A 22,597-nucleotide genomic window follows, 5' to 3' on the forward strand; every position below is an offset into this window, starting at 1 on the left:
CGAATCCTGAACCTTGCAATTAGCTGAAACTAGCCAAGCCTTTTGTTTGAACAGGAATCAACCCGCCGCGCGAGTGGACTATCTCTTCACGAACACAATGCCAAAGGCGTCGTATCCGCTAAAACCCTTTGTATGGTGTCCTGGATGGCAGCAACGATACGAACAGTCGGCACGTCATGCGTTAAACCGTGTTCGTTGCGTCGTCAACGAAATGGAATGGCCGCAATTATCGTGGCGATATATTTAAGATTTTTGAAAACGGCGAGACTGAGTTCGAAAATATGGCCGCAGATGAAGGCGCTATTTTGTTATGCGACTGAAAGTGATTGATAGGCTTAAGCAAGTATCATCGGCGCGCGTTCCGTTCGGGCGCCGATATCGACACGCATCCGATCAGAAGGCCGACGACGCGCGCGCGAAGAAGCACTCGCGTAGATCGCGGCTGTGAACTTCGGGGGCCTGACATGCATCGAGATATACGGACGTGCATCGCATGAGCAATTTCACGCTCGCGCGCTCCGTGGAATCGCTTGATGACGAATAGGAAGGAGGCGTACGTCCCGCGTGGTGTGTGCGGGGCAATGGCAGCAGACGTAAAAAAAGCCGCACAGATATGTACGGCTTCACGTTCAACGCACGTGGCGTTTTTTCAGATCTCGTCGCAACAGAAAAAGAGCAATCCCCAGTAGTGCGGCGACAACAATGCAGCAAGCAAGCCATAACGCCATCAGACCGAATGTCTCGATATCTTCCGGCTCAAGCGGGTCGGGTGCGCCCGCCAGGCGCATGCCGGCGCGGATCATGACATCAAGCCAATAGGGCATTTCGAAAGAAAATGATGAAATGGCTTTGCCTAACCACCAACCGCCGATGACCGACGCAGCGGCAAACGCCAGCGAGTACGCGACACGTCGAAGTAACCGCTTCATCGAACGTCCACCGTGCCATAAGCGCGCAACGCGCTACCGGGAACCGGTAAATCAGGCTTACGGGACCGAATGAACCGCTGTAGCTGGTCGAATCCGGACGGATTGACGACAGTTATACAACCTTCGCTTAGGCGCATTGGTCCTTCAGGATGAAGGCGGAAACTGCCGCGCCTGATCCCGTTGATCATCGTCGTGTCTCCACCGTTTGGGTTCCAGAGCGCAAACCATTTCGTATGATCCGATGAACCCCATCCGTATTCGTACCACAGATCACGCGCCCAACCGAACATACCGCCCGATTGTCGATCAACCAGGTAGTACGTGCCTGCGGGCAATGGGCCGATGTTCGGCAATGCCGTATCGCGCGGATTGTCGCGCCCCTGCTTCTGTCCAGAGTACGCTTCCACCGACCCGAAACCCGAACAATACAACGACGAAGTGATTTTGTCGTTCAACAGAAAAGTGCATCTTACTGGCATAGAGAGCTATCCCCGTCAGATCAATGTCCATGCGTCTGTGAATTTCAGATTGCCATCCAGATAGGACCATGCAATTTCCTCGCACCTGAATTCGACGATCTCGAAGTGGTTTCGATGCGCTGTCGCGTCTTCCTTGATGTTTGGGACTTTCGGGGAGACCGAGACCACCTTAACGTTGCGCATTGTTATGTTGTAGTACTCCTCCTCTTTTCCTGCGTCGTTTGTCCTGTACCACTTGAGTTCAGCAGACGCCAAAGTCTGGCCTCGTACAACAGCCTGATTTAGCAATACAGAAGAACGATCTACTTCCTTCTCGATGGTGATCGGTCGATGCGAACGACCACCGATCAATTTTCCCGTCACATTATCGGTAGGGGCATGTACCGAATGCGTCAGGCTGAGCACCTCGATGCTGCCTTCTCGTCCAGCGACCGTACTCGATCCTCTAATTGCAGCACCGCGTTCATCCTTTAACCAAAGGTGTAATGGGGTAGGCATAGCTCCTCCCTTCTTTTAGTAACCAGGGAGTCCTTTATTACCATCTGGCGCGCTGTGATCTGTTGCTTTTTGTAAAACGTTGCGATTTGAAGCGAGGTACGTGCAGGCCACTAGAGCTTGATCAGATCCAGCATCGGGACCGAGTAGTGAGTATGCAGCGCGAAGGTCTTGGTGTGGCGGTCGTGCTCGATCCAGAACGGTGATGCGAGCTTGTCACGTCCCGGTACAGACTACGCCGACTTACTTGTACCGAACCCATTGCTGGGGACTGCGCGACGCCGATGATGAAGCGCTGGAGACGCCTGAACGATGTCGTGAAACCGGGCAAGGGCGCGCTATATGGGCGTATCGGCGATGTTCGTGTGGCAGTTCGCGAAGGCGTTGGCGCATCGAAGCGGCATCATCTGGACGATGCCATTGCGGCATTTGATGTGACGCTCACCGCGGACGAACTCGCATCGCTGGAAGCGCTGTATGTACTGCATGATGTGGTGGGCTTTCAATTGCCATCTCGAACGTATCAGTCCGCGCGAGTGCTCAAGAACTTTACTGTTGCTTTTTAATGTCCCCAGCATCGATAGTTCCATTGTCAGGACACGAGTCTCGTATCCTGACATGGAGCTCGTAGTAATCGACGTTTGTCCCGCGCCCCCATGCGCGGGACTTTTTTTATATTCATGTATCGTCGCGTCGGCCCGTCGCGCATTTGCGCACGCAATAGAAGAAGCGATCTATATCAGCCGTAAATAGAGAACAAGACGGCGCATTAGCACAGATGCCTTCTTCGAGCGGCGCACTATTGAATGAAGAGATGAAGGAACGAACCGCGTCGGTGCGCAAGTCCCCAATGCGGAGACCGTGCGCCAGTTCAGTGCACGAGCCTAGTAAATCTCGAAGTGATCGCTCGAACGCGCCTGCGCGCCGATCGCGCTCGCCACGGCGGAATCCGTCACGAAATCCGCCGACGATTTCGCTGCGAGAATCAGCTCGGGCTCCAGTGGCCGCGCGATCGCGTAGCCCTGCACGTAGTCGACGCCGAGTTCCCTGAGCATCGTGAGCGTATCGGCGTCCTCGACCCACTCGGCGACGCTGCGCATCCCGAGCGCGCCCGCCAGCGAGACCAGCGCCTCGACGATCGCCACGTCCTTTGGATGCTCGCGCATCGAACGCACGAATTCGCCGTCGATCTTCAATGCATCGGCAGACAAACGCTTCAGATAACGGAACGATGTATAGCCCGCGCCGAAATCGTCGAGCGCAATTTTCGCGCCGAGATCATGAATGCGCGCGATAAAGCGCTGTGTGTTCTCCAGATCGTGCAACGCGACACTTTCGGTGATTTCGAGGCACAAGTACTGCAAGACGGGCCGATGCTCCACCAGCAGATCGAAAATCTCTCGCGTGAAGCGCTCGTCGTTGAGCGACGCGCCGTTCAGGTTCACGCAGACGAACTGCGTATTCGCAAGATGCGCCTGATGCCCGGAGATCCATTCGAGCGTGGTCTTGACGACCCACATATCGATGGCCGCGATCGCGCCCGATTCTTCGGCGGCGCTCAGAATGCGGTCCGGCGTGATGAGCTGCCCTTCCGGCGAGCGCATGCGCAGCAGCACTTCGAAGTTCAGCGATTCATAAGGCGCCGACAGCGACATGATCGGCTGCATCAGCAGGAACAGTCCCGGCGGCAGACTGGTGCCGCGGAACGACTCGACGAGCCGCAATTCCGCCGCGCGATGTTCGAACGCCTCGGCGCCGCGCCGGTACGCAACGATGCTGTTGCCCGATTTGTGCTTCGCCTCGCGGCACGCACGGTCCGTATGCGCGAGCGCATCCTGCACGCGCATGCCGTGCTCGCATTCGGTGAGGCCGATCGATGCCTTGACCATGAACGCCCGATTGCCAACCTGATAGGGCACATCGTTGATCGCGTTCACGACGTTGGTCCAATGCTCGAGCGCTTCGTCGATCGACACGTCCTTCATGATGCAGACGAACTCGTCTCCGCCGATACGCCCGAGCGAGCAGCGCTCGTCGAGCATGCCGACGATACGTTTCGCGACCAGCCTCAACACCTCGTCGCCGGCCTGATGGCCGAACAGATCGTTGATCAGCTTGAAGCGGTCCAGATCGATATAGACGAGCACCCAGCGGGAAAGCGCCTCCGACTGCGCGGCGATCGCGCTCTCTACGCCGCGCCGGTTCAGCAGGCCCGTCAGCGAATCGTGCTCGGCGAGAAAACGCAGACGCTCGACCGCCTTCGAGCGCTCCGTCACGTCCTGCAGCGATCCCTCGATGAACTGGCCCGAGCGGATCGCCGAAATTTGAAAACGCCGGTCGGTGTTGCCGAGCAGCGTCATGCCGTTGATACCCGGTTCGCCGCCCAAGCCGCCCAAGCCGACGGAGCCGCCCGTCAGGAACGACTCCAGCTTGCCCCACGCGCCCGCTTCGAAGAAATCGTTCCAGTGATGCATCCGGTACGACGCCCTGTCGAGGCCGAGCATCTGCAGCAGCGCCGGGTTCGCGCGAACGAAGCGGCCCATCGCATCGAGCGTGAATAGCCCAACGGGCGCCACGTCATAGGTGTTGCGCAAGTCGATTTCGGCCTGCTGGCGGTGCTGCCGTTCGGCGCGCATCTGCTCGGCGATCGCGAACGCGGCCATCATGCTCGACATCAGCGCGGCGAGCACGGGGCTCACCCCTGCCGCGAGCGCGGGAAAGCCGAACATCGCGCCGATCAGTTCCGAAAACGTCGAGCCGAGCACGACCGCGAGCGAGCCGACGTACCACAGCACCGTGCGCGAGCGCGCTTTCCTGACGAACTGCGCGAGATGAAGGATCAGCACGCAGATGCCGAAGCCGCCCAGCGACCACAGCGCCAGAATGAAGCGCGAATACGGCAGCACCAGCGCGGCGACGAGCAGCAGCACACCCGTCCATTGCGCCGTCCGATAGAGCCGGATGAACCCGGTGCGGCGCAACTCCCGGCGGAACAGCCGGCTGAACAGCGCGCCCGTCAAAATGTAGTACGCGGCAAAACTCAGTTCACGCAAGAAGGCGATCGACGTCGAAGGAATCGTGCGGTCGACCCACTGCGTGTCCCAGCCCATCGCGTTCGCGCACATGCGCAGATTGCCGACGAGCCACATCGAGAACAGCACGTACGTCCATTCGCGATTGATCAGCGCGGTAACGAACACAAAGCACGCGAGGGTCAGCAGGCCGCCGGCGATCAGCGCGGCGCCTTCCTGGAAGTCGAGTTCGGACGCGTGAAATTCGTCGATGCCCCACGACAACACCGATACCTGGGCCGGCCCGGAATATGTCGCGCGGCACAGGATTACGTTTGCGCTATCGTTTGCGTCGAGCGGAATCGCAAAGCCTGCCTTGGCTGCACGCATCGGCGCCATCTGGTGCTCGCGGTCCGCCCGGCCGAGCGGCGCGAGAGACGAAGCGAGCCAGCATTGCATCGACGTGGCGTGGCGCGACGGGAAGTCGAGAATGCGCTCCGCAGAACCGGATGCAGGTGCAAGGAATTCGATCCAGATTGGGGTTTCCGAAAGCTTCGTGCCGTAGCGGGTCGTTTCGCGCGCGCCCGACAGCGCCGCGCGTGCCTCCACGGGCCCCATTGACGCGGCCTTGTCGTCGAGTACCTTGAACTGCAATGGCTGCGCGGCTTTCGGCTGGAAAGCATGCGGCAGGCACACCAGCACGACGACCGTGCCGATCGCAACCGCGGCCGGCACGCCGTAAATGGAGAACGCGTCCAGCCACGCGTCGATCGACGAGCCAGCGCTACGTAGTATTCGTGACAACCATCGCGACCGCATCATGTCTGCGGCACCCCCAGTCCAACAAGCCTGTTTTATGACGGCTGCGCAATCCACTAGCGCACAACCGTGCTCTTTCCGTGATTCGATCAGCCACCTGCAACCGCATTATCCCTGCAAACAACGCGGCGCCGGTGGCTGTCCGGCACTTTTTACGCCGCCGCCTCGAAGCAGACCGCCCCATGCGTCGGCAGCGTCAGGTCCAGGTCCGGGTGAGGCGTTTCGAACACGAACCTGTATAGCGGGTGCTTCGCCTCCGACCAGCGCCGGCGAGCCGCCGATACCTCGCCCGCCATCACCCGGTGCGGCAGCCCGCCGACATGCGTCATTGGAACATACCGATGATCGGCAAATATGTCGCGAAACAGCATCGCCTCGTACTCACGGTCGATCGGCGAGCGCGCCGTAATGAGCAGCCAGTCGATGCCCCGCTGCTCGCACAGCAGGAACAGCGCCTTGAACAGCATCATCTTGATCATCCGGCCGCTCGACGGCCCCGTCACCGCCAGGCGCGTCGCTTCCGCCAGCCGGCCCGACGCGCACCAGGACGGGAGCTCGACCGAATGCTCGACGGGCAACGCCGAGAACTCGTTGGTCTGAACCCGCATCGTGCCAATCGGCGCGCGATCGAGCCTTGATTCCGCGAGCAGGATCGTCGTGCCCGGCGCGAGGTCGACGTCCTCGATCGTCATCGTTCGCGCGAATTCGGGCAGATGACGCCCATAGGCGCTGCGCCGGACGGCCACGGCTTTCGCGATGTCCTCGCGGGTGACGGCTATACGTACTGTAAACGGCAGACGTTCCGGCTCCTGAAGGCCGATGTTCGCAACTTTCTGATTTGCTTCGCTGTCGCGTGCCGTACGAATGACTTCGTGGTTGAGCTCGAGAATTTCCATTTTTCATCCCTTTTATTGGTCGTAGAACAGACATCCGCTGACGTTCCCTATGTCCGGAACGAGTCCGGAACGACAGCGGCAGCCAGGAGGCGGGCCTTCAAATTCACTTCGCAGTACGACGGGGACTGGCATCCACCGGGATAGTGGGTGTAGCGCGTGCTGTCAGAATCGAAGCCGACTCTGATGCGATGGTGGCACTTTTCATCGGACCGCACCCGCACGAACACAAAAAAGCCGCCTTTTCAAGCAGGCGGCGTGACTGTCCGACACTACCGCGCCGGGTCGATCGGGGATGGGAAGTTCTGTACGTCCCTGTGTCACGGGAAGTACACGGACGGGCGCCCCGTTGCAGATGAACGCAAGGGCCGCCATTGCACTACGCACCTGAAAGATGCGTGCGGAGGGATGCTTTGATAAGGCGGCTCCTGATCGAACGGGGTTAGATCCATGTGCGGAGTGGCCTGGAGAGACGGTGTTGCCGCGCCACCGACATCGCCCGCCGCGCATCCCGGCGCTCACTCGCTTGTCAATGTGGACAATGTGCGCTGCAATCACACACCGTGACTTCACAACCAATAAGGATGGAAATGGAACAGGCGTCGAACGCAGTATCGGCCGACGGACAACGCTGGTTGACGGTCGCGGGTCCCGTGATCTTTCTGCTGTTGTGGTCCGCGGGTTTTCCGATTGCGAAGATCGGCCTGCGCTACGCATCGCCCCTCACCTTTCTGGCGATCCGCTTTGCGTTGAGTGTCAGCGTGCTCGTCGTCATATGCGCGGTCCGCCGGCCTGCATGGCCGCGCGGGCTGCATGCGTGGAAGCATCTGATCGTCGTCGGCTTTCTCGTGCAGGTGCTGTACTTCGGGCTGAGCTATCTGTCGATGACGGCGGGCATCGAGACGTCGGTGCTCGCACTGATCGTCTCGCTGCAACCGATACTCGTCGGCGTGCTCGCGCCGAAGCTGGTCGGCGAGCGCGTCGGCGCACGCCGCTGGACGGGACTGATACTCGGTCTCGCGGGCGCAGCGGGCGTCATCGTTGCGCGCAGCCGCGTCCATGTGGATTCGCTGGGCCCGGTGCTGCTCGCAATCGGCGCGCTGCTCGGCATCACGGGCGCGATGCTCTACGAAAAGCGCACGGCCGCATCGAACGATCCGTTGATGGCGAATCTCGTTCAGTACGCAGTCGGCCTCGTGTGCTGCGCGCCGATGGCCTTGCTGTTCGAGCATGGCCACGTGCAGTGGACGGGAACCTTCACGGCTGTCATGGCGTATCTCGTGCTCGGCAATTCACTGATCGCCATCAGTCTATTGCTCGCGATGACACGCGCGGGCAAGGTATCGAAGGTGGCCGCGCTGTTCTTTTTCGTGCCGCCCGCCGCGGCGCTGATGAGCTACGCATTCCTCGGCGAAATGCTGCCGACGTCCGCGTGGTGGGCGATGGGCGTTGCAGTAGTGGGCGTTGCGATTGCAACGTCCCAATCGCGATGACGCGCGTAGCCCGCACTCAGCGGTCAATCCAGCGAAATTTTCACAGGAGCTATCTTCCAGATCCGCTCGCAATACTCGGCGATCGCGCGATCGGATGAGAACTTCCCCGAGCGTGCCGTGTTGAGTATCGACATGCGAGTCCAGCGTGCCGGGTCCTGCCACGCAGCGCTCACGCGCTGCTGGCACGCGATGTAATCGGCGTAATCGGCGAGCACGAGGAACGGGTCCGCGTGAAGCAGGTTGTCGACGAGTGGGCGGAATACCTGCTGATCGCCGCGCGAGAAGTGCCCGCCCGCGATCAGGTCCAGCACCTCGCGCAATTCCGCATTGCTTTCGACATGCACGGAAGGACGATAGCCTTCGCGCCTGACGCGCTCCACCTGCGCCGCCGTCAAGCCAAAGAGGAAGAAGTTCTCGTCGCCCGCTTCTTCGCGGATCTCGACATTCGCGCCGTCCAGCGTGCCTATCGTGATCGCGCCGTTCATCATGAACTTCATGTTGCCGGTGCCGGACGCTTCCTTGCCCGCAGTCGAAATCTGCTCCGACAGGTCTGCGGCAGGATAGATGAACTGCGCATTCTTCACGCTGAAATCCGGAAAGAACACGACCTTCAGTCTGCCGTGCATCGCAGGATCGTTGTTCACGACTTCGGCGATGCCCGTAATCAGCCGGATCATCAGCTTCGCCATCGCATAGCCCGGCGCGGCCTTTCCGCCGAACACGAAGCAACGCGGCACGGCACCTTGCTCCACGTTGCGCCGCAGACGCTGGTAAAGCGTGACGATGTAAAGCGCGTTCAGATGCTGTCGCTTGTACTCGTGGATGCGCTTGACCTGAATGTCGAACAGCGCATCGGGGTCGACGTCGATATTCGTCACATGGCGAATCTGTTCCGCGAGAATCTGTTTGTTCGCATGCTTGACGGCACGCCACTTTTCCTGAAACGCGTGATCGTCGGCATACGCTTCGAGCTTGCGGAGCTGTGTGAGATCCGTGACCCAGCCATCGCCGACGGTAGCGTCGAGTAGCCGCGCAAGACGGCGGTTGCTCAGCAGCAGAAAGCGGCGCGGTGTGACGCCATTGGTGACGTTGTCAAAACGCTCGGGCCACAACTCCGCGAAGTCGTGCAGCACAGTCTGCCTGAGCAGCGTCGAATGCAGCGCCGCGACGCCGTTGATGGCATGGCTGCCGATCGTCGACAGGTACGCCATGCGGATTCTCTTGTCGCCGCTCTCGTCGATCAGCGACATGCGCGCGACGCGCGCCTCGTCGCCCGGATACTTTCGGCGCAGGTCGTCGAGGAAGCGGCGGTTGATCTCGTAGATGATTTCGAGCGGACGCGGCAGCAGCGCGCCGAAAAGACGCAAGCCCCATGTTTCGAGTGCTTCGGGCAACAGCGTGTGATTGGTATAGGCGAGCGTGCGGCACGTGATGTCCCATGCTTCTTCCCAAGGAAGAAGCCGTATGTCGACGAGCAGGCGCATCAGCTCGGCGACGGCGATGGACGGATGCGTGTCGTTCAGCTGCACCGCGAACATGTCAGCGAAACGCGAGACGGGCACGCCCTTCAGATCGAGAATGCGCAGCATGTCCTGCAGCGAACAGGAGACGAAGAAGTACTGCTGCGCAAGACGCAGCCGCTTGCCGGCTTCGGGCTCGTCGTTCGGATAGAGTACTTTCGACAGCGTCTCCGAAATCACCTTTTCCTCGACGGCCTGGTAATAATCGCCCGCGTTGAAGTCGTCCAGGTCGAATGACTCGACGGCCTCGCTTTTCCACAAGCGCAGCGTGTTGCACATGTTCGCGCGATAGCCCAGCATCGGCGTATCGCAGGCCACGCCCTTGATCATCCGTGCCGGCATCCAGCGCACGCGAAAATAGCCTTGCTCATCGGTCCACTGTTCCGTATGCCCGCCAAAGGCGGCGTAGTAACACACGCTCGGGCGCACGATCTCCCACGGATTGCCCTTTTGCAGCCACTTGTCGGTGACTTCCACCTGGCAGCCGTCGCGTATCTCCTGATCGAAGATGCCGAACTCGTAGCGGATGCCGTAGCCGACGGACGGTATTTCGAGCGTCGCCAGCGAGTCGAGATAACAGGCAGCGAGCCTGCCGAGCCCGCCGTTGCCGAGCCCCGGTTCTTCCTCCAGCGCGAGCAGCGTATCGAGGTCCTGGCCGAGCGACTGCATGACAGCGCGCGCGTTGTCCTCGATGCCGAGATTCAGGAGATTGTTGCCGAGTTGCGGGCCGATCAGGAACTCAGCGGAGAGATAGCACGCGACCCGCAGCTCGCGCACGACATAGGTCTGGATCGTCGCGGCCCAGCGCGCCAGCATGCGGTCACGCACGCTGTACGACAGCGCCATGTACCAGTCGTACGGCGTAGCGATGCTGGGAGGACGGGCCTGCAGGCAGACCAGATTGTCGAGCACGCCGCGCCGCAGCGCATCGACGTCGAGCCCGGTGCGCGCCGACCCGGCGCTCGGGGTTACGCCTGATACCGGGTTGGTGGTCACGATGCTCTCTCCCGATTCGCCGCGTCAAACGCATCACGATTTCGCGCCCGTTCGCCGACGCAGGGCGCGATTCGCGCCCTGGCCGAAAGAACCTCAACGGCAGCATATGTTACGGCGCAAGGATTGCAAGCTCGACGAGCCGCGCGGGCTTTCCGCTGACGATTATCGGGTATGCAATGCGACGTATGTCGATCAACGAAAGAACGTCACGCGGCGGCGTACTGCGTTGCCTCCACGTCCGCCTGAAGCTCGCGCGGCTGCTCGTTCGTGTGAATGGTCTGCAGACCATTCGTCCTGGCACGCTGCCACGCGCGATATTCGGTCGGCGACTTCCCGATACAGCGGCGAAACAGCTTGCCGAGCCGGCCGCCGTCGGTCAGACCGACGCGTCGCGCGATCTTGTCGGCGGGCAGCGAGGTCTCGGCCAGCAGCAAGCACGCCAGATCGAGCCTCGCCCGTTGCAGGTATTCCGATGGCGAAGTCCCAAGGTATGCCTGAAAGTAGCGCAGCAACGTGCGCTGGCTCATCGCGCATGCATGCGCGGCATCGGCGACGCTGACGGGACGGTGGCAGTTGTTCTTGAGCCACCGCCCCGCCGCGCGCACCTTGTCGGCCGTGCTCATGCCCGCGTCGATCGATGACAGGATCGTGTCGACGTGTACGCTGATCGTGCGATGCAAGGCCTCGCGCGCAATCGGCTCGCCCATGTCGTCGCGGATGATGTCGAAGGCCGCCTTGATCGCGCCGGATAGTCGCGCTTCCGCCTGCGCCCCTTGCACGATCCGATCGCCCTCCGATGCGTGCGCGGCATCGTGCGCGAATCCGTGCACGGTATCGGCCGCGAGAAACCGCACGGGCGTGCCGGCCGCCCTGACCCGCTGCAGCCACGCTGCATGCGATAGCCCGTTGCACACCTCGTCCGCGTTCGGCCCTGCCGCGACCAACACGCACGCGAATCGCGTCCCGATCGTATCGGCCAATTTGCCCGTCGACACGGGGAGCGAGCGATGGCACGTCACGGGGCCGCCATTCGCCGACAGAAACTGCATTCCGTACTTGCACGCATGCTGAACGCCCGCGAGTTCGCTCGCACAATCGAGCGCTTCGGCGACGACGGCTGCGCCTAACAGGTCGCACGCTTGCGTCAGCACGAACGCGATCCGTTGCAAGCTCGAAACACTGCCTCTGTATTCGTCGGCGCATCGACGCCCGTTCTCTGCCACAAACATGATTCCTCCGGCTGATTCATCGCGGCATGCGTCGGCATGCATCGTTTGACAAGACGAACTTCTTCAGACGTTTTCGCAATTCTGTGTACGCCCGGCAACGATGCGCACCTCTGCGCTACCGTCTGCGCAGCGCTTCCATCACCGCTTCGACCACTTCGCCCGGATCGGCGGAGCGCGGAAACCAGCCGTCCCACTGGGTCCAGTCGAGGCGCGCATCGTCCGCCGAAAAGGCGATCATCACGGGACGGCCCGCGCCGGCCGCGCTGCGCAACCCGGCGTCCGACACATCGCCATCGTCGACGCCGGCAAAAGGACTCGACGTAACGATGACGCGCGGATCGAGCCGCCGCGCTGCATCGCGTGCTTCTTCCATCGTGAGGACCGGCATGACGACGACACCCCGCGAGGTCAGCCGTGAAGCCAGCGCCGACAACCGGCTCGCGTTCGCATCGAAAATCAGCACATCGACCCTCGCAGCGCGACCCGCTGGCATCAGGCGCACACGCGCGCGTGCGCGGCGCCATTGTCTGAGCGGCCACAGCATCCGGTTGAACGCATGTGCCAGCACGAGTCTGCGCCAGATACGCGCCGCACTGAACGTCGGGCGGCGCGCCTGACGTTCGAGCAGCCGCTTGCTGTCGGGCAGATGCAGCAACGCACATCCCTTGTACCAGCGCAGATCGCGATGCGTGTTGCCGGACCAGTGCCGTCCCACCAGCCGGTGCGCGCCGATATCGACGATCTGTTGCCCTTCTTCAGCAAGCAAGTTCAGTGCCGCCGAGACGAACGCTTCGTCGCCGTGATGATTCAACTGGCCGATCGATGACCTGTACCGCTCGAAACATATGCGCGCGAGAGGCACGAGCTTGTCGATGAACGCAGCCGATGCCAGCAGCGTCTCGCCGCCGAACCATCGCGGATTGATGAGCCGCTTGCCCGCGACCGTCTCCAGATCGGCGATGACGCGGCTTTCGCCATAAGCGGAGAACTCCTGATCGGTGATGTCGTACGCGCCCACGCCCGTCGCCCGGCAGCGCAGCAGCAGTTCCGCACTCACGCCCCGAAGCGCGAGCATGTCGGTATCGAGCAGCATCAGCAGCTGGCCCTCGCGCAACGTAGCGGCTGCCTGTTCCAGCAAGTCGAGTTTGAAATGCGCGCCATAAAACCGCGTGAGCTTCGGCAACTCGAGTGTCGACGGCTTTAGCTGCAATACATCGGGACGCCAGTCCCCTGCGACATCGGCAAGATAGTGCTCGACCCTGTCCGCCACATTGGTCGCGACGGTCAATCGCGGCAAGCCGGCAGCGAGCAGACTCCGGTTGAGCGTGATGGACTGTTGGAGATATGCGAACGGATCGACGCTCGTGCTGTTGGGACTGCCAACACTGTCCGTGTCGACGAATACGAGCGCGTAGGGTACGACGCCGGAATGGGAGCGCGCCACACGCGACGAACGCTGTCGGCTCTGCGCGGAGGTGGACCGAAAACCGTTGCTAAAAACAGCGGTGTCAAGCATGGTCGCCTCCAGCGGACCGCATCGACGCGCGCATGGCACTCGCCATCCGACACGTCCCGTTATCAAAGACTAGTCGCTACGGATTACTTTATTAAGACCGTCGCTATGTCCGTAGATCGGCTCTTTCGCACAAGATACGATACATAGCTTCGGCTCGAAGCTCGCGGATGCAACTATTCGGCCCTCGACCTTCAGCGCTACTTGCCTAATGTTTGACGGATGCGCGCTACTTCGCGTGTCGTCACAGGCGCGGCATCGTTGCCCCATGTATTGCGCACGAAGGTCAGCACACGCGCCATTTCCGTATCGGTCAGCTTGCCCGCGAACGACGGCATTTTCTTCGGATCGGGTCCCGATTGCGTATGCGGCGCCTCGCCGCCTTCCACCAGCAAGCGCACGAGCGAATCGGCGTGCTCGCTCAATACAGCAGGGTTGCCCGCGAGCCGCGGATATTTGAGCGGCTCGCCCATCCCGTCCGCCTGATGACAGCGCGCGCAAAAGCCTTGATAGAGGCCCGCGCCGGGCAATTCGACATCGCCCGTTTTCAGCGCGCGAACGGTCCGCAGCGCGGCGTGCGACTGGTCGTCGAAATGGCCGGACGACGCTTGCGCCGGCAGGCCCTTTAAATAGCGCGCGATTGCGTGGAGATCGTCGTCGGTCAGATACTGTGTGCTGTCCTCGACGACCTCGACCATGCTGCCGAACGTGACGAGACCGCCGCCATGCCCGCGTCTCAGGAATGCGGCGATGTCCTCTTCGGAAAAGCGTCCGAGGCCTGAGCCCATGTCGCCTGTCAGATTCGGCGCGAACCAGTGATCGTTCGTGCCGCCCGTCAAGTAGAGCCGCGAATGCTCGCTGTAGCCGCGCTCTTCGTAAGCGGGTCCGCGTGGCGTGTGACATGCGCCGCAATGCCCGAGCGATTGCACGAGATAAGCGCCGCGATTCCATTGCGGGCTACGCGACGATTGCGGCACGAACACGTCATCGGGTGCAAACGCAGCGCTCCAGAACATCAGCCCCCAGCGCAGATCGAACGGAAACGGCAAGCGCGTGTGCGGCGCGGCCTTCGATACGGGCGCGACGCCGTGCATGAAATACGCGTAGAGCGCGTGCATGTCGTCATCGTTGATCTTCGCAAACGACGGATACGGCATCGCCGGATAGAGCCGCCGGTTGCCGGGCGCAACGCCCTCGCGCACGGCGCGCGCGAAATCGTCGTAGCTGTAGCGCCCGATGCCCTCCACGGAATCGGGCGTGATATTCGACGACCAGATCGTTCCGAACGGCGACTCAATCCCCAGGCCGCCCGCGAAAGGCGCCGACGGATGCAACGGTTGCTTGCCCGAAGGACCGCCCGGCGGCGCCGTATGGCAGCCCGCGCAATCGGCCGCTTTCGCGAGGTATTCGCCTTTCGCGATCAGCCTGGGATCGCTGGTGTCGATCGGCACCGTCGACATCTGCGCATCGGCCCGCTCCGGCATCGCCCCCGACGCGACAAAAGCCGCGCCCGTCGCGATCGCCGCGATGCCGATACCTATGCCGATGCCGATGCCGATGCCGATGGCAGGAACGACACGTCTGCTCATCGTCGTCACCACTGCCCGCACGGCGACACGACCACCACGGCAACAACGGTCGTGGCCAGCCCGAACATGAACATCGCGCTCGACAGCGCGCTCACCCGCGCGAGAAACCACTCGAGTTCCGCGACCCGGCGTGCGCGCCCGTCGAGCGCATGTCCGCGCCTGCCGCGCGTGAACACGACGGCGCGCCACGCGACGATCACGCCCGCGATGCCCACGATCATGCATACGACGCTCAGCGCGACCAACGCCGTCGTCACCCAGGCCGGCGGCGACACGGGACGCAGCGGATCGGATACCGCACATGCCTGCGACGTCAGCACTTCGCCGACGAACATCTGCGCGAACCATGCGAGCGGCGTCGCCAGCGCGGCCGTCAACAGGCGCCGCGAGTGGAAGCGCGGAATGTCGATCCGCGCCGCCGGCTCGTCGCGCCGCTGCCGCGTCTGTGTGCGGTTGTCGCTCATGCGCGTCCCCTCAGCACATACGGCGACAGATAAATCGTCGTAAAGATGAAGAGCCACACGAGATCGACGAAGTGCCAGTACAGGCCGCCTATCGTCAGCGCGAGGCAGCGCTTTTCGTCGAAGTAGCCGCGCGCCGTCCATAGCAGCAGCAACGCGAGCACCACCAGTCCGACGACGACGTGCGCCATATGAAAGCCCGTGATCGTGAAGTACAGCGAGCCATACAGATGGGCGGTCATGCCGTAAGGATGGTTCTGCCATTCCTTGATCTGAATACCGACGAATGTCACGCCCAGCGCCAGCGCCGTGCTCATCGACGCGACGGCCCAATGGATGCGCCGACGCTTCACACAGCGCTCGCATAGCCACACGAAGACGCTGCTCGTCAGCAGGATCGCCGTGTTCACGCCGCCGAGGCCGAGCTTCGGCAAGCCTTCGGGCGGCCACATGCGGCCGCTCTGCGACGCGAGGTACAGGTACGAAAAGATCAGATAGCCGAACAACGAGCCTTCCGTGACGATCAACGCGAGACATCCGAACCAGCCGCCCGAACGTTCGCCCGCGCTGCCGACGGGCAGGCTCACCTCGCGTCCGTAGGCGTCGCCGCGAGAGGTATCGTCGTGCACCGTGCCGTTGCGCAACGCGTCGCTCATGTCAGCTCCCCGCGTCGCGCACGCGCTGCGGCTCGCGCTGGATCAGTCTGCGCTCGGGCCACAGCCACACGATAATCGACGCCGCGCAGCCCACCAGCATTGCCGCCACGAGCCACCACGCGAGCAGCGCAAGCCCCGCGAAAAGCAGCGTCGCGCATGCGCTCAACACGAAAGGCGTGTACGAGTCTTCCGGCATCTTCAGGATCACGTCCGGCCGCGCTTCGAGCGCCGTCGTGCCGAGCGCTTCGCGGCCTCGATCGAGAATGAAGCCCTCTTCGAGCGACGAGCGCAAACCGTTCTGCCCCTCCTCTTCGATGCGTCCTTCCCATAACGGGTGCCGGCTCGCGATCGTCGGCGCGACGGCGAAGTTATACGGAGGCGGTGGCGAAGTCGTCGACCATTCGAGCGTGCCGGCGTCCCATGGGTTGTCGCCTGCGACGGCGCCGCGCCGCAAGCTGTAGAGCAGATCGCACAGGAAGATCAGGATGCCGAGCGCGAGCACGAACGAACCCACGGACGTAATCAGGTTCACCGTGCTCCAGCCCATGTCTGGCGCGTACGTATAGATGCGGCGCGGCATGCCGAGCAGTCCCGCAAGATGCATCGGAAAGAACGCCACGTTGAAGCCGATGAACATCACCCAGAAGGCAAATTTGCCGATACGCTCGCTCATCATGCGTCCCGTGAACTTCGGGAACCAGAAGTACACGCCGCCGATCACGGGAAACACGTTGATGCCGAGCAGCACGTAATGCAGATGCGCGACGACGAAGTAGGTGTCCGTCAATTGCCAGTCGAAAGGCACGGCCGCCGTCATCACGCCCGATACGCCGCCGATCACGAACAGCAGGACGAAGCCCGCGAAGTAATAGAACGGCACGCGGAACACGGGACGCCCCGTCCAGATCGTCGCGATCCACGCGAAGGTCGCGATCGCGCTCGGCACGGCAATCGCCATGCTCGCCGCGCCGAACAGCGACAGCGCGAGCGCGGGCAAGCCCGTCGCGAACATATGGTGAATCCAGACGACGAAGCCGATCAGCATCGTCGCGACCGTCGACAGCGCGACGGGCCCATAGCCCACCAGCGGCCGGCGGCAGAACACGGGCAACGCATCGGAGACGATGCCCATCGCAGGCAGCACGACGACATACACCCACGGATGCGCGAAGATCCAGAACAAGTGTTGCCACAACAACGCACGTCCGCCGTTCGCCACGTCGAAGAAGTGCGTGCCGATGCGCCGGTCCATCCACAACAGCAGAAACGCGAGGCTCACCGACGGCACCGCCAGCAGATTGCCGCACGACGCCGTCATCGTGCCCCACACGAGCACCGGGATGCGATCGAGCGACATGCCCGACGCGCGCATGCGCAGCAGCGTCACGACGAAGTTCACCGCGCCGACGGTCGTCGAAATGCCGAGCAGCACCATGCCGAGCGCGTACACGTCGATGTTCGGCCCCGTGTCGTATTCGAGCCCGGACAGCGGCACATAGTTGAACCAGCCGGCGTCGGGCGCTTCGCCGAGCGGAAAGCTCGCATACAGAAAGATCGCTGCGAACAGAAAGATCCAGTACGAGAACGCGTTAAGGCGCGGAAACGCCATGTCGCGCGCGCCGAGTATCAGCGGCCATAGATAGTTCGAAAAGCCGGACAGCACGGGCAGCGCGTACAGGAAGATCATCGTCACGCCGTGCATCGTGAAGAGCTGGTTGTATTGCTCCGGCGTGAGCACCGTGCCGTTCGGCTGAGCGAGCTGCACGCGCATGATGAGCGCCTCGACGCCGCCCGCGATCAGGAACACAAAGGCCGTGACGAGATAGCGAATGCCGATGCGCTTGTGATCGACAGTCGACAGCCAGCCGCGCCACCCCGGCGGCGTCTCCCACCGTTCGCGAAGGGCCTTCTCTGCCGCGCTGCCGCGCGCGACGACGCCGCGCCGCAACGTGCGCTCGAGCGGCTCGCGCGAGGAAGTCGAAGAAGGAGTCGTCGTGTCGGCCATCCGTGTCTGTTCCCCGTCAATGCAAGGTCGCGAGATACGCGGACAGGGCCGCTGTCTCGTCCGTCGTCAGCGCGATACTGGGCATCAGCGAATCGGGCTTGATCCGCTGCGCGTGGCGAATCCAGTCGAGCTGATGCTCGCGCGTGTTCGTCAATGCGCCCGCCGCGATCAGCCTGCGCGCATTCAGATGCGTGAGATCGGGCGCCTGCGCGCCGTTCGCATCCGTGCCGCGCACCGTGTGACAACCGGCGCAGCGCGCGTCGAAGAGCTGTTTGCCGTGCGATGCCTGCGCACCGGCCGAAGCGGCGGCGGGCGTCGCGGGCTTCGCTTCCTCGCGGCGCCACGCATCGAAAGCGGCGCGCTCCTGCGCGACGACTTCGAACGCCATATGCGCATGCTGCGCGCCGCAAAACTGCGAGCATTGCCCGCGATACACGCCCGGCGCATCGGCCTGAATCCATTGCTCGTTGATCTGCCCCGGAATGGTCTGCGTCTTGCCCGCGAGTTGCGGCACCCAGAACGCGTGAACGACGTCGGCGCTTTTCAGCACGATCTTCACGGGTTCACCGACAGGGATGTGGATCTCGTTCGCCGTGGCGAATCCGGGGATGCCGTCCGCCTCGTCGTAGTCGATCTTCCACCACCAGTCGTACGCCGTGACCGTCAACGTCAGCGAAGGCGCACGCGGCGGCGCCGCGACCGAATCGAGCGTAACGAGGGTATAGGCGAGCGTGGCCATCAGCAGCACGGACGAAATGCCCGTGCCGATGTACACCCAGCGAAGCGCGCGCTTTTCCCCTTGTTCAAGCGTGTTCGCGGCGAGTGCATGACGGCGGCGCGCAATCGCGACAGCGAGCAGCAGCGCGACGATCGCGATCACGCCCATCGAGAGCGCGGCGAGCGCCCAGCCGAGGCGCATCGTCGGCCCGGCGGCGGGACCGCCCGCGTGCAGGAAGTAATCGAGGGGCGCGCCCTGTGCATCGGTGTGTGCAGCCATCAAGCCAGCCATCGACGCGATCGCGGCGGCAGCGGGCGCACGAGTCCACACGCCTGTACCGCCGCGACGCGCGTCTTCCGGCCTCCGTTGCATCCGCCTACTCCCCCTTTCGATGCCTGCATACCGCAACATGACGCGCCCGTACTTGCCGAGCAAGAAACGGGCACGGTCCCGTCACGCGGTTTTCCCAATCAGGACGACAAGCCGCCGCGAACGCCGCATCAGGTAGGCGAAGACATCCCTGCAAGCGCGAGCCCGCGATGCAGGTACGATTTACATCACGCCGTGATATTTACATGCAAGACGGGCGCGGCGCTTCGCATGTAAGCGCATCACACACGACCGTCCGCTAGTCCTTCCCGCCCGGAATCACGGAGCCCAGCACCTGACGCGCGGTATTCGCAATCACGCTGCCTTCTTTCGGATCGCCTTCCATCAGCGTCCGCGCGAAAGCGCGCGCCTGCGCCATCGTCACGTGGGGCGGCAATGGCGGCACTTCCGGGTCCGACTTCACTTCCAGCACGACGGGGCGCCTCGCGGCCAGCGCCGTTTCCCACGCATCGGGCAACAGCCCGGCATCGTCGACGTAAAGGCCCGTTAAACCGAGCAGCTCGGCGAACCGGTGATAAGGCACGTTGGGAATTTCCTGCGACGCGTTGAACTTCGGATCGCCTTCCATCACGCGCTGCTCCCACGTCACCTGATTCAGGTCCTCGTTGTTCAGCACCATGCAGATCCAGCGCGGATCGGCCCACTGTTTCCAGTACTTCGCGACGGTGATCAGCTCGGCCATGTTGTTCATCTGCATCGCGCCGTCGCCGACCATCGCGATCACGGGGCGGCCCGGATATGCAAATTTCGCGGCGATCGCATACGGAACGGCGGCGCCCATCGATGCGAGACCGCCCGACAACGACGCCATCATTCCGCGGCGAATCTTCAGATCGCGTGCGTACCAGTTTGCGCACGAGCCGGAGTCGCTGGTAAGAATGACGTTATCGGGCAGGCGCGGCGACAGTTCGGTGAACGCGCGCTGCGGATTCACGCCCTTGCTCGATGGCTGATGCGCGCGCTCGTCGAGCGTCTCCCACCAGCGCGAGGTCCAGCGCTCGATGCGTGAACGCCATACGTGACTGTCCTTCTCTTTCAGCAGCGGCAACAGCGCGCGCAATGTCTCGGCGCTGTCGCCGACGAGGTTCACTTCCATCGGATACCGCAGGCTCAGCATGTCGGCCTTGATGTCGATCTGCACGCCGCGCGCATCACCTTCCTTCGGCAGAAATTCCGAGTACGGAAAGCCCGAGCCGATCATCAGCAGCGTGTCGCATGACGTCATCAGCTCGTAGCTGGGTTTCGTGCCGAGCAGGCCGATCGATCCCGTTACCCACGGCAGATCGTCCGGCAATACGGCCTTGCCGAGCAGTGCTTTCGCGACGCCCGCGCCGAGCCGGTCCGCCACGGCGATCACTTCATCCGTTGCATTCAACGCACCGGCGCCGACCAGAATCGCGACCTTGTGACCAGCATTGAGCACATCGGCGGCGCGTTGCAGATCGTCTTGCGCGGGCACGACTCTCGGCCGCGAATAGCCGACGCCCGAATGTGCGGTGCCGTGCTTGCGCGCGGGCGGCTCGAATTCGAGGTCCTGCAAGTCGTTCGGCAAGACGAGCGCCGTCACGCGCCGCTCCGATAACGCAATGCGTATCGCGCGATCGATCATGTGCCGCACCTGTGCTGGCACGCTCGCCTGCTGCACGTACGAGCCCGCGACGTCCTTGAACATCGCCGCAATGTCGACTTCCTGCTGATAGTGCGAGCCCAGCGCGGCGCGCGCCTGCTGGCCGGCGATCGCGAGCACGGGCATGTGGTCCATCCGTGCGTCGTAGAGGCCGGTGATCAGATGCGCGGCGCCCGGCCCCGACGTCGCGATGCAGACGCCCAGCTCGCCGGTGAACTTCGCGTGCGCGCTCGCCATGAACGCGGCCATTTCTTCGTGACGCGCCTGCACGAATTCGATCTTCCCTTCCGCCCGATTCAGCGCGCCGAAAACACCGTTGATGCCATCGCCCGGATAGCCGTACATGCGTCTTACGCCCCATTGATGCAGCCTGTCGACGATGAAGTCGCCCACTGTCTTTGCCATGAAAGCCTCCGCAGAAGAGAAGTTGTGCATGTCCTTGTGCGGACACTGCGCCGTCTGTCGAGACAGCAAGACTCGCGCCCCATCGCGCGAAACCCTGCTGTAAGGCACATCCATTGCTGGCCGGTGAGTAGCGCAACACGACCTGTCACAGCCGCCTGTCACGGATGCATACCATGCACGAAGCCGCTTCTTCTACGACGACGGATCGTTACGCCACGGCGCTCATCACGAGAATCACGGCAGACGCCTACACGATTCCGACGGATGCGCCCGAGGCAGACGGAACATTCGAATGGAACTCGACGACGCTCGTGGTCGCCGAAGTCGAAGCCGCTGGCGTCACGGGCCTTGGCTACACGTATAGCGACGCCTGCACGGTGCCGTTGATAAGACACGCGCTCGCCGATGTGCTGATCGGCGAAGATGCGTCGCAAGTGCGGCGCTTGTGGCTTCGGATGCAGCGCCGCGTGCGCAACCTCGGTCGCGAAGGCATTGCGGCAACGGCGATCTCCGCGTTGGACTGTGCGCTATGGGACCTGCACGCAAAGCGCCTGAACGTTCCTCTCGCGATGCTGCTGGGCCAGGCGCGCGATCGCGTGCCCGTCTATGGAAGCGGAGGCTTCACCACCTATACCGATGCGCAAATGCGCGAGCAGTTGACGCGCTGGGTGCACGACGACGGATGTCGGTGGGTGAAGATCAAGATCGGCAGCGAGCCGCAGCGTGATCCCGCACGCGTGCGATGCGCGCGCGATGCGATCGGCGATGACGCGGGGTTGTTCGTCGATGCGAATGGCGCGTATGACAGAAAGACCGCGCTGCGATTTGCGGCGCAGTTCGCGGAACAGCATGTGCGATGGTTCGAAGAGCCCGTCAGTTCGGATGATCTCGCAGGGCTTCACGCGATCCGATGCAGCGCGCCGCCCGGAATGGACATTGCTGCCGGCGAGTACGGCTATACGCTGGACTACTTTCGGCGGATGCTCGAAGAGAATGCCGTCGACGTGCTTCAGGCCGATGCGAGCCGTTGCGGCGGCATCACGGGCTTCATCGAGGCCGCTCACGCCGCGGCGGCTTTTCATGTGCCGCTGTCCGCTCACTGCGCACCGGCCTTGCATCTGCATGCCGCGACGGCCGTGCCTGGAATCGGGCATCAGGAGTGGTTTCACGATCATGCGCGCATCGAGTCGATGCTGTTCGATGGCGCGCCGCGTGTTGCGGATGGAAGCATTGCGCCCGATCTTTCACGGCCCGGCTGCGGCCTCGAATTCAAGCGCCAGGACGCTCGCCGCTTTGCGACCAGCGTGCGTTGAAAGAACCGAACACCACGTATCGAATCCACGCTGACGCATCGAGCGGACCTTATGCA

Annotated in this window: 17 protein-coding genes; 3 read left to right on the plus strand and 14 right to left on the minus strand. The window is 62.6% G+C overall.

Features of this window, described 5'->3' with window-relative positions:
- Positions 1-629 precede the first annotated feature (629 nt).
- Genes BMW76_RS15525 through tssD form a run of 3 tightly spaced genes read right to left on the minus strand, consistent with a single transcriptional unit; the run spans position 630 to position 1,906 of the window.
- Positions 630-929: a hypothetical protein gene (locus BMW76_RS15525; protein WP_090866450.1), complete on the minus strand. Its 300-nt coding sequence runs from the start codon at positions 927-929 to the stop codon at positions 630-632.
- Positions 926-1,408 (minus strand): DUF2778 domain-containing protein, encoded by a 483-nt coding sequence (locus tag BMW76_RS15530; RefSeq protein WP_090866452.1) that lies wholly within the window; start codon positions 1,406-1,408, stop codon positions 926-928. The genes BMW76_RS15525 and BMW76_RS15530 overlap by 4 nt, the downstream gene beginning before the upstream one ends.
- 15 nt (positions 1,409-1,423) lie before the next feature.
- Positions 1,424-1,906, minus strand: a complete 483-nt coding sequence (gene tssD, locus BMW76_RS15535) for a type VI secretion system tube protein TssD (RefSeq protein ID WP_090866454.1) — start codon at positions 1,904-1,906, stop codon at positions 1,424-1,426.
- Positions 1,907-2,187: 281 nt separating this feature from the next.
- Between tssD and BMW76_RS42815 the strand changes: the two genes are divergently transcribed.
- Positions 2,188-2,469, plus strand: coding sequence for a hypothetical protein (locus tag BMW76_RS42815; protein WP_407668962.1), 282 nt, complete (start codon positions 2,188-2,190; stop codon positions 2,467-2,469).
- A gap of 318 nt (positions 2,470-2,787) precedes the next feature.
- On the opposite strand, the gene BMW76_RS15545 is transcribed toward BMW76_RS42815, so the two are convergent.
- On the minus strand, positions 2,788-5,718 hold the full coding sequence (locus BMW76_RS15545) for a putative bifunctional diguanylate cyclase/phosphodiesterase (RefSeq protein WP_245763242.1): 2,931 nt from the start codon (positions 5,716-5,718) through the stop codon (positions 2,788-2,790).
- A gap of 167 nt (positions 5,719-5,885) precedes the next feature.
- Positions 5,886-6,629 (minus strand): N-acyl amino acid synthase FeeM domain-containing protein, encoded by a 744-nt coding sequence (locus tag BMW76_RS15550; RefSeq protein WP_090866458.1) that lies wholly within the window; start codon positions 6,627-6,629, stop codon positions 5,886-5,888.
- Between the two features lie 587 nt (positions 6,630-7,216).
- Between BMW76_RS15550 and BMW76_RS15555 the strand changes: the two genes are divergently transcribed.
- Complete coding sequence (locus BMW76_RS15555; protein ID WP_090866529.1) at positions 7,217-8,119, plus strand: DMT family transporter; 903 nt, start codon at positions 7,217-7,219, stop codon at positions 8,117-8,119.
- 23 nt (positions 8,120-8,142) lie between these two features.
- Here BMW76_RS15555 and BMW76_RS15560 read toward each other — a convergent pair whose 3' ends face one another.
- The 9 genes from BMW76_RS15560 to BMW76_RS15600 all read right to left on the minus strand — a co-directional run bounded on the left by BMW76_RS15560 (position 8,143) and on the right by BMW76_RS15600 (position 21,228).
- The gene (locus BMW76_RS15560) at positions 8,143-10,635 is read right to left on the minus strand and encodes a glycogen/starch/alpha-glucan phosphorylase (protein WP_090866460.1); all 2,493 of its coding nucleotides are present in this window, start codon (positions 10,633-10,635) and stop codon (positions 8,143-8,145) included.
- 206 nt (positions 10,636-10,841) lie between these two features.
- Positions 10,842-11,786 (minus strand): helix-turn-helix domain-containing protein, encoded by a 945-nt coding sequence (locus BMW76_RS15565; RefSeq protein WP_177200395.1) that lies wholly within the window; start codon positions 11,784-11,786, stop codon positions 10,842-10,844.
- Between the two features lie 193 nt (positions 11,787-11,979).
- On the minus strand, positions 11,980-13,380 hold the full coding sequence (locus BMW76_RS15570; RefSeq protein ID WP_143062267.1) for a response regulator receiver protein: 1,401 nt from the start codon (positions 13,378-13,380) through the stop codon (positions 11,980-11,982).
- Positions 13,381-13,577: 197 nt separating this feature from the next.
- Complete coding sequence (locus BMW76_RS15575; protein ID WP_407668963.1) at positions 13,578-14,966, minus strand: c-type cytochrome; 1,389 nt, start codon at positions 14,964-14,966, stop codon at positions 13,578-13,580.
- Between the two features lie 5 nt (positions 14,967-14,971).
- Positions 14,972-15,430 (minus strand): hypothetical protein, encoded by a 459-nt coding sequence (locus BMW76_RS15580; RefSeq protein WP_090866466.1) that lies wholly within the window; start codon positions 15,428-15,430, stop codon positions 14,972-14,974.
- Positions 15,427-16,083 (minus strand): cytochrome c oxidase subunit 3, encoded by a 657-nt coding sequence (locus BMW76_RS15585; protein WP_090866468.1) that lies wholly within the window; start codon positions 16,081-16,083, stop codon positions 15,427-15,429. Before BMW76_RS15585 ends, BMW76_RS15580 begins: the two co-directional genes overlap by 4 nt.
- A gap of 1 nt (position 16,084) precedes the next feature.
- Entirely contained in the window at positions 16,085-18,088 is a 2,004-nt protein-coding gene (gene ctaD, locus BMW76_RS15590; protein WP_090866470.1) for a cytochrome c oxidase subunit I, read from the minus strand.
- A 16-nt stretch (positions 18,089-18,104) separates the two neighbouring features.
- Complete coding sequence (gene coxB / locus BMW76_RS15595) at positions 18,105-19,178, minus strand: cytochrome c oxidase subunit II (protein ID WP_090866472.1); 1,074 nt, start codon at positions 19,176-19,178, stop codon at positions 18,105-18,107.
- A 256-nt stretch (positions 19,179-19,434) separates the two neighbouring features.
- On the minus strand, positions 19,435-21,228 hold the full coding sequence (locus tag BMW76_RS15600) for a thiamine pyrophosphate-requiring protein (RefSeq protein WP_090866474.1): 1,794 nt from the start codon (positions 21,226-21,228) through the stop codon (positions 19,435-19,437).
- Positions 21,229-21,401: 173 nt separating this feature from the next.
- Between BMW76_RS15600 and BMW76_RS15605 the strand changes: the two genes are divergently transcribed.
- Entirely contained in the window at positions 21,402-22,541 is a 1,140-nt protein-coding gene (locus BMW76_RS15605) for an enolase C-terminal domain-like protein (protein WP_090866476.1), read from the plus strand.
- The last annotated feature ends 56 nt before the right edge of the window (positions 22,542-22,597 follow it).

The sequence above is a fragment of the Paraburkholderia diazotrophica genome (assembly GCF_900108945.1).
Classification (GTDB): Bacteria; Pseudomonadota; Gammaproteobacteria; order Burkholderiales; family Burkholderiaceae; genus Paraburkholderia; species Paraburkholderia diazotrophica.

Excerpts from the sequence above, each read along its gene's own strand:
- BMW76_RS15555 (WP_090866529.1), top strand. The coding sequence starts at position 7,217 with ATGGAACAGGCGTCGAACGCAGTATCGGCCGACGGACAACGCTGGTTG.
- BMW76_RS15570 (WP_143062267.1), bottom strand. The coding sequence starts at position 13,380 with ATGCTTGACACCGCTGTTTTTAGCAACGGTTTTCGGTCCACCTCCGCG.
- BMW76_RS15580 (WP_090866466.1), bottom strand. The coding sequence starts at position 15,430 with ATGAGCGACAACCGCACACAGACGCGGCAGCGGCGCGACGAGCCGGCG.
- BMW76_RS15550 (WP_090866458.1), bottom strand. The coding sequence starts at position 6,629 with ATGGAAATTCTCGAGCTCAACCACGAAGTCATTCGTACGGCACGCGAC.
- ctaD (WP_090866470.1), bottom strand. The coding sequence starts at position 18,088 with ATGGCCGACACGACGACTCCTTCTTCGACTTCCTCGCGCGAGCCGCTC.
- BMW76_RS15600 (WP_090866474.1), bottom strand. The coding sequence starts at position 21,228 with ATGGCAAAGACAGTGGGCGACTTCATCGTCGACAGGCTGCATCAATGG.
- BMW76_RS15525 (WP_090866450.1), bottom strand. The coding sequence starts at position 929 with ATGAAGCGGTTACTTCGACGTGTCGCGTACTCGCTGGCGTTTGCCGCT.
- coxB (WP_090866472.1), bottom strand. The coding sequence starts at position 19,178 with ATGCAACGGAGGCCGGAAGACGCGCGTCGCGGCGGTACAGGCGTGTGG.
- tssD (WP_090866454.1), bottom strand. The coding sequence starts at position 1,906 with ATGCCTACCCCATTACACCTTTGGTTAAAGGATGAACGCGGTGCTGCA.
- BMW76_RS42815 (WP_407668962.1), top strand. The coding sequence starts at position 2,188 with ATGATGAAGCGCTGGAGACGCCTGAACGATGTCGTGAAACCGGGCAAG.
- BMW76_RS15575 (WP_407668963.1), bottom strand. The coding sequence starts at position 14,966 with ATGAGCAGACGTGTCGTTCCTGCCATCGGCATCGGCATCGGCATCGGC.
- BMW76_RS15530 (WP_090866452.1), bottom strand. The coding sequence starts at position 1,408 with ATGCCAGTAAGATGCACTTTTCTGTTGAACGACAAAATCACTTCGTCG.
- BMW76_RS15605 (WP_090866476.1), top strand. The coding sequence starts at position 21,402 with ATGCACGAAGCCGCTTCTTCTACGACGACGGATCGTTACGCCACGGCG.
- BMW76_RS15585 (WP_090866468.1), bottom strand. The coding sequence starts at position 16,083 with ATGAGCGACGCGTTGCGCAACGGCACGGTGCACGACGATACCTCTCGC.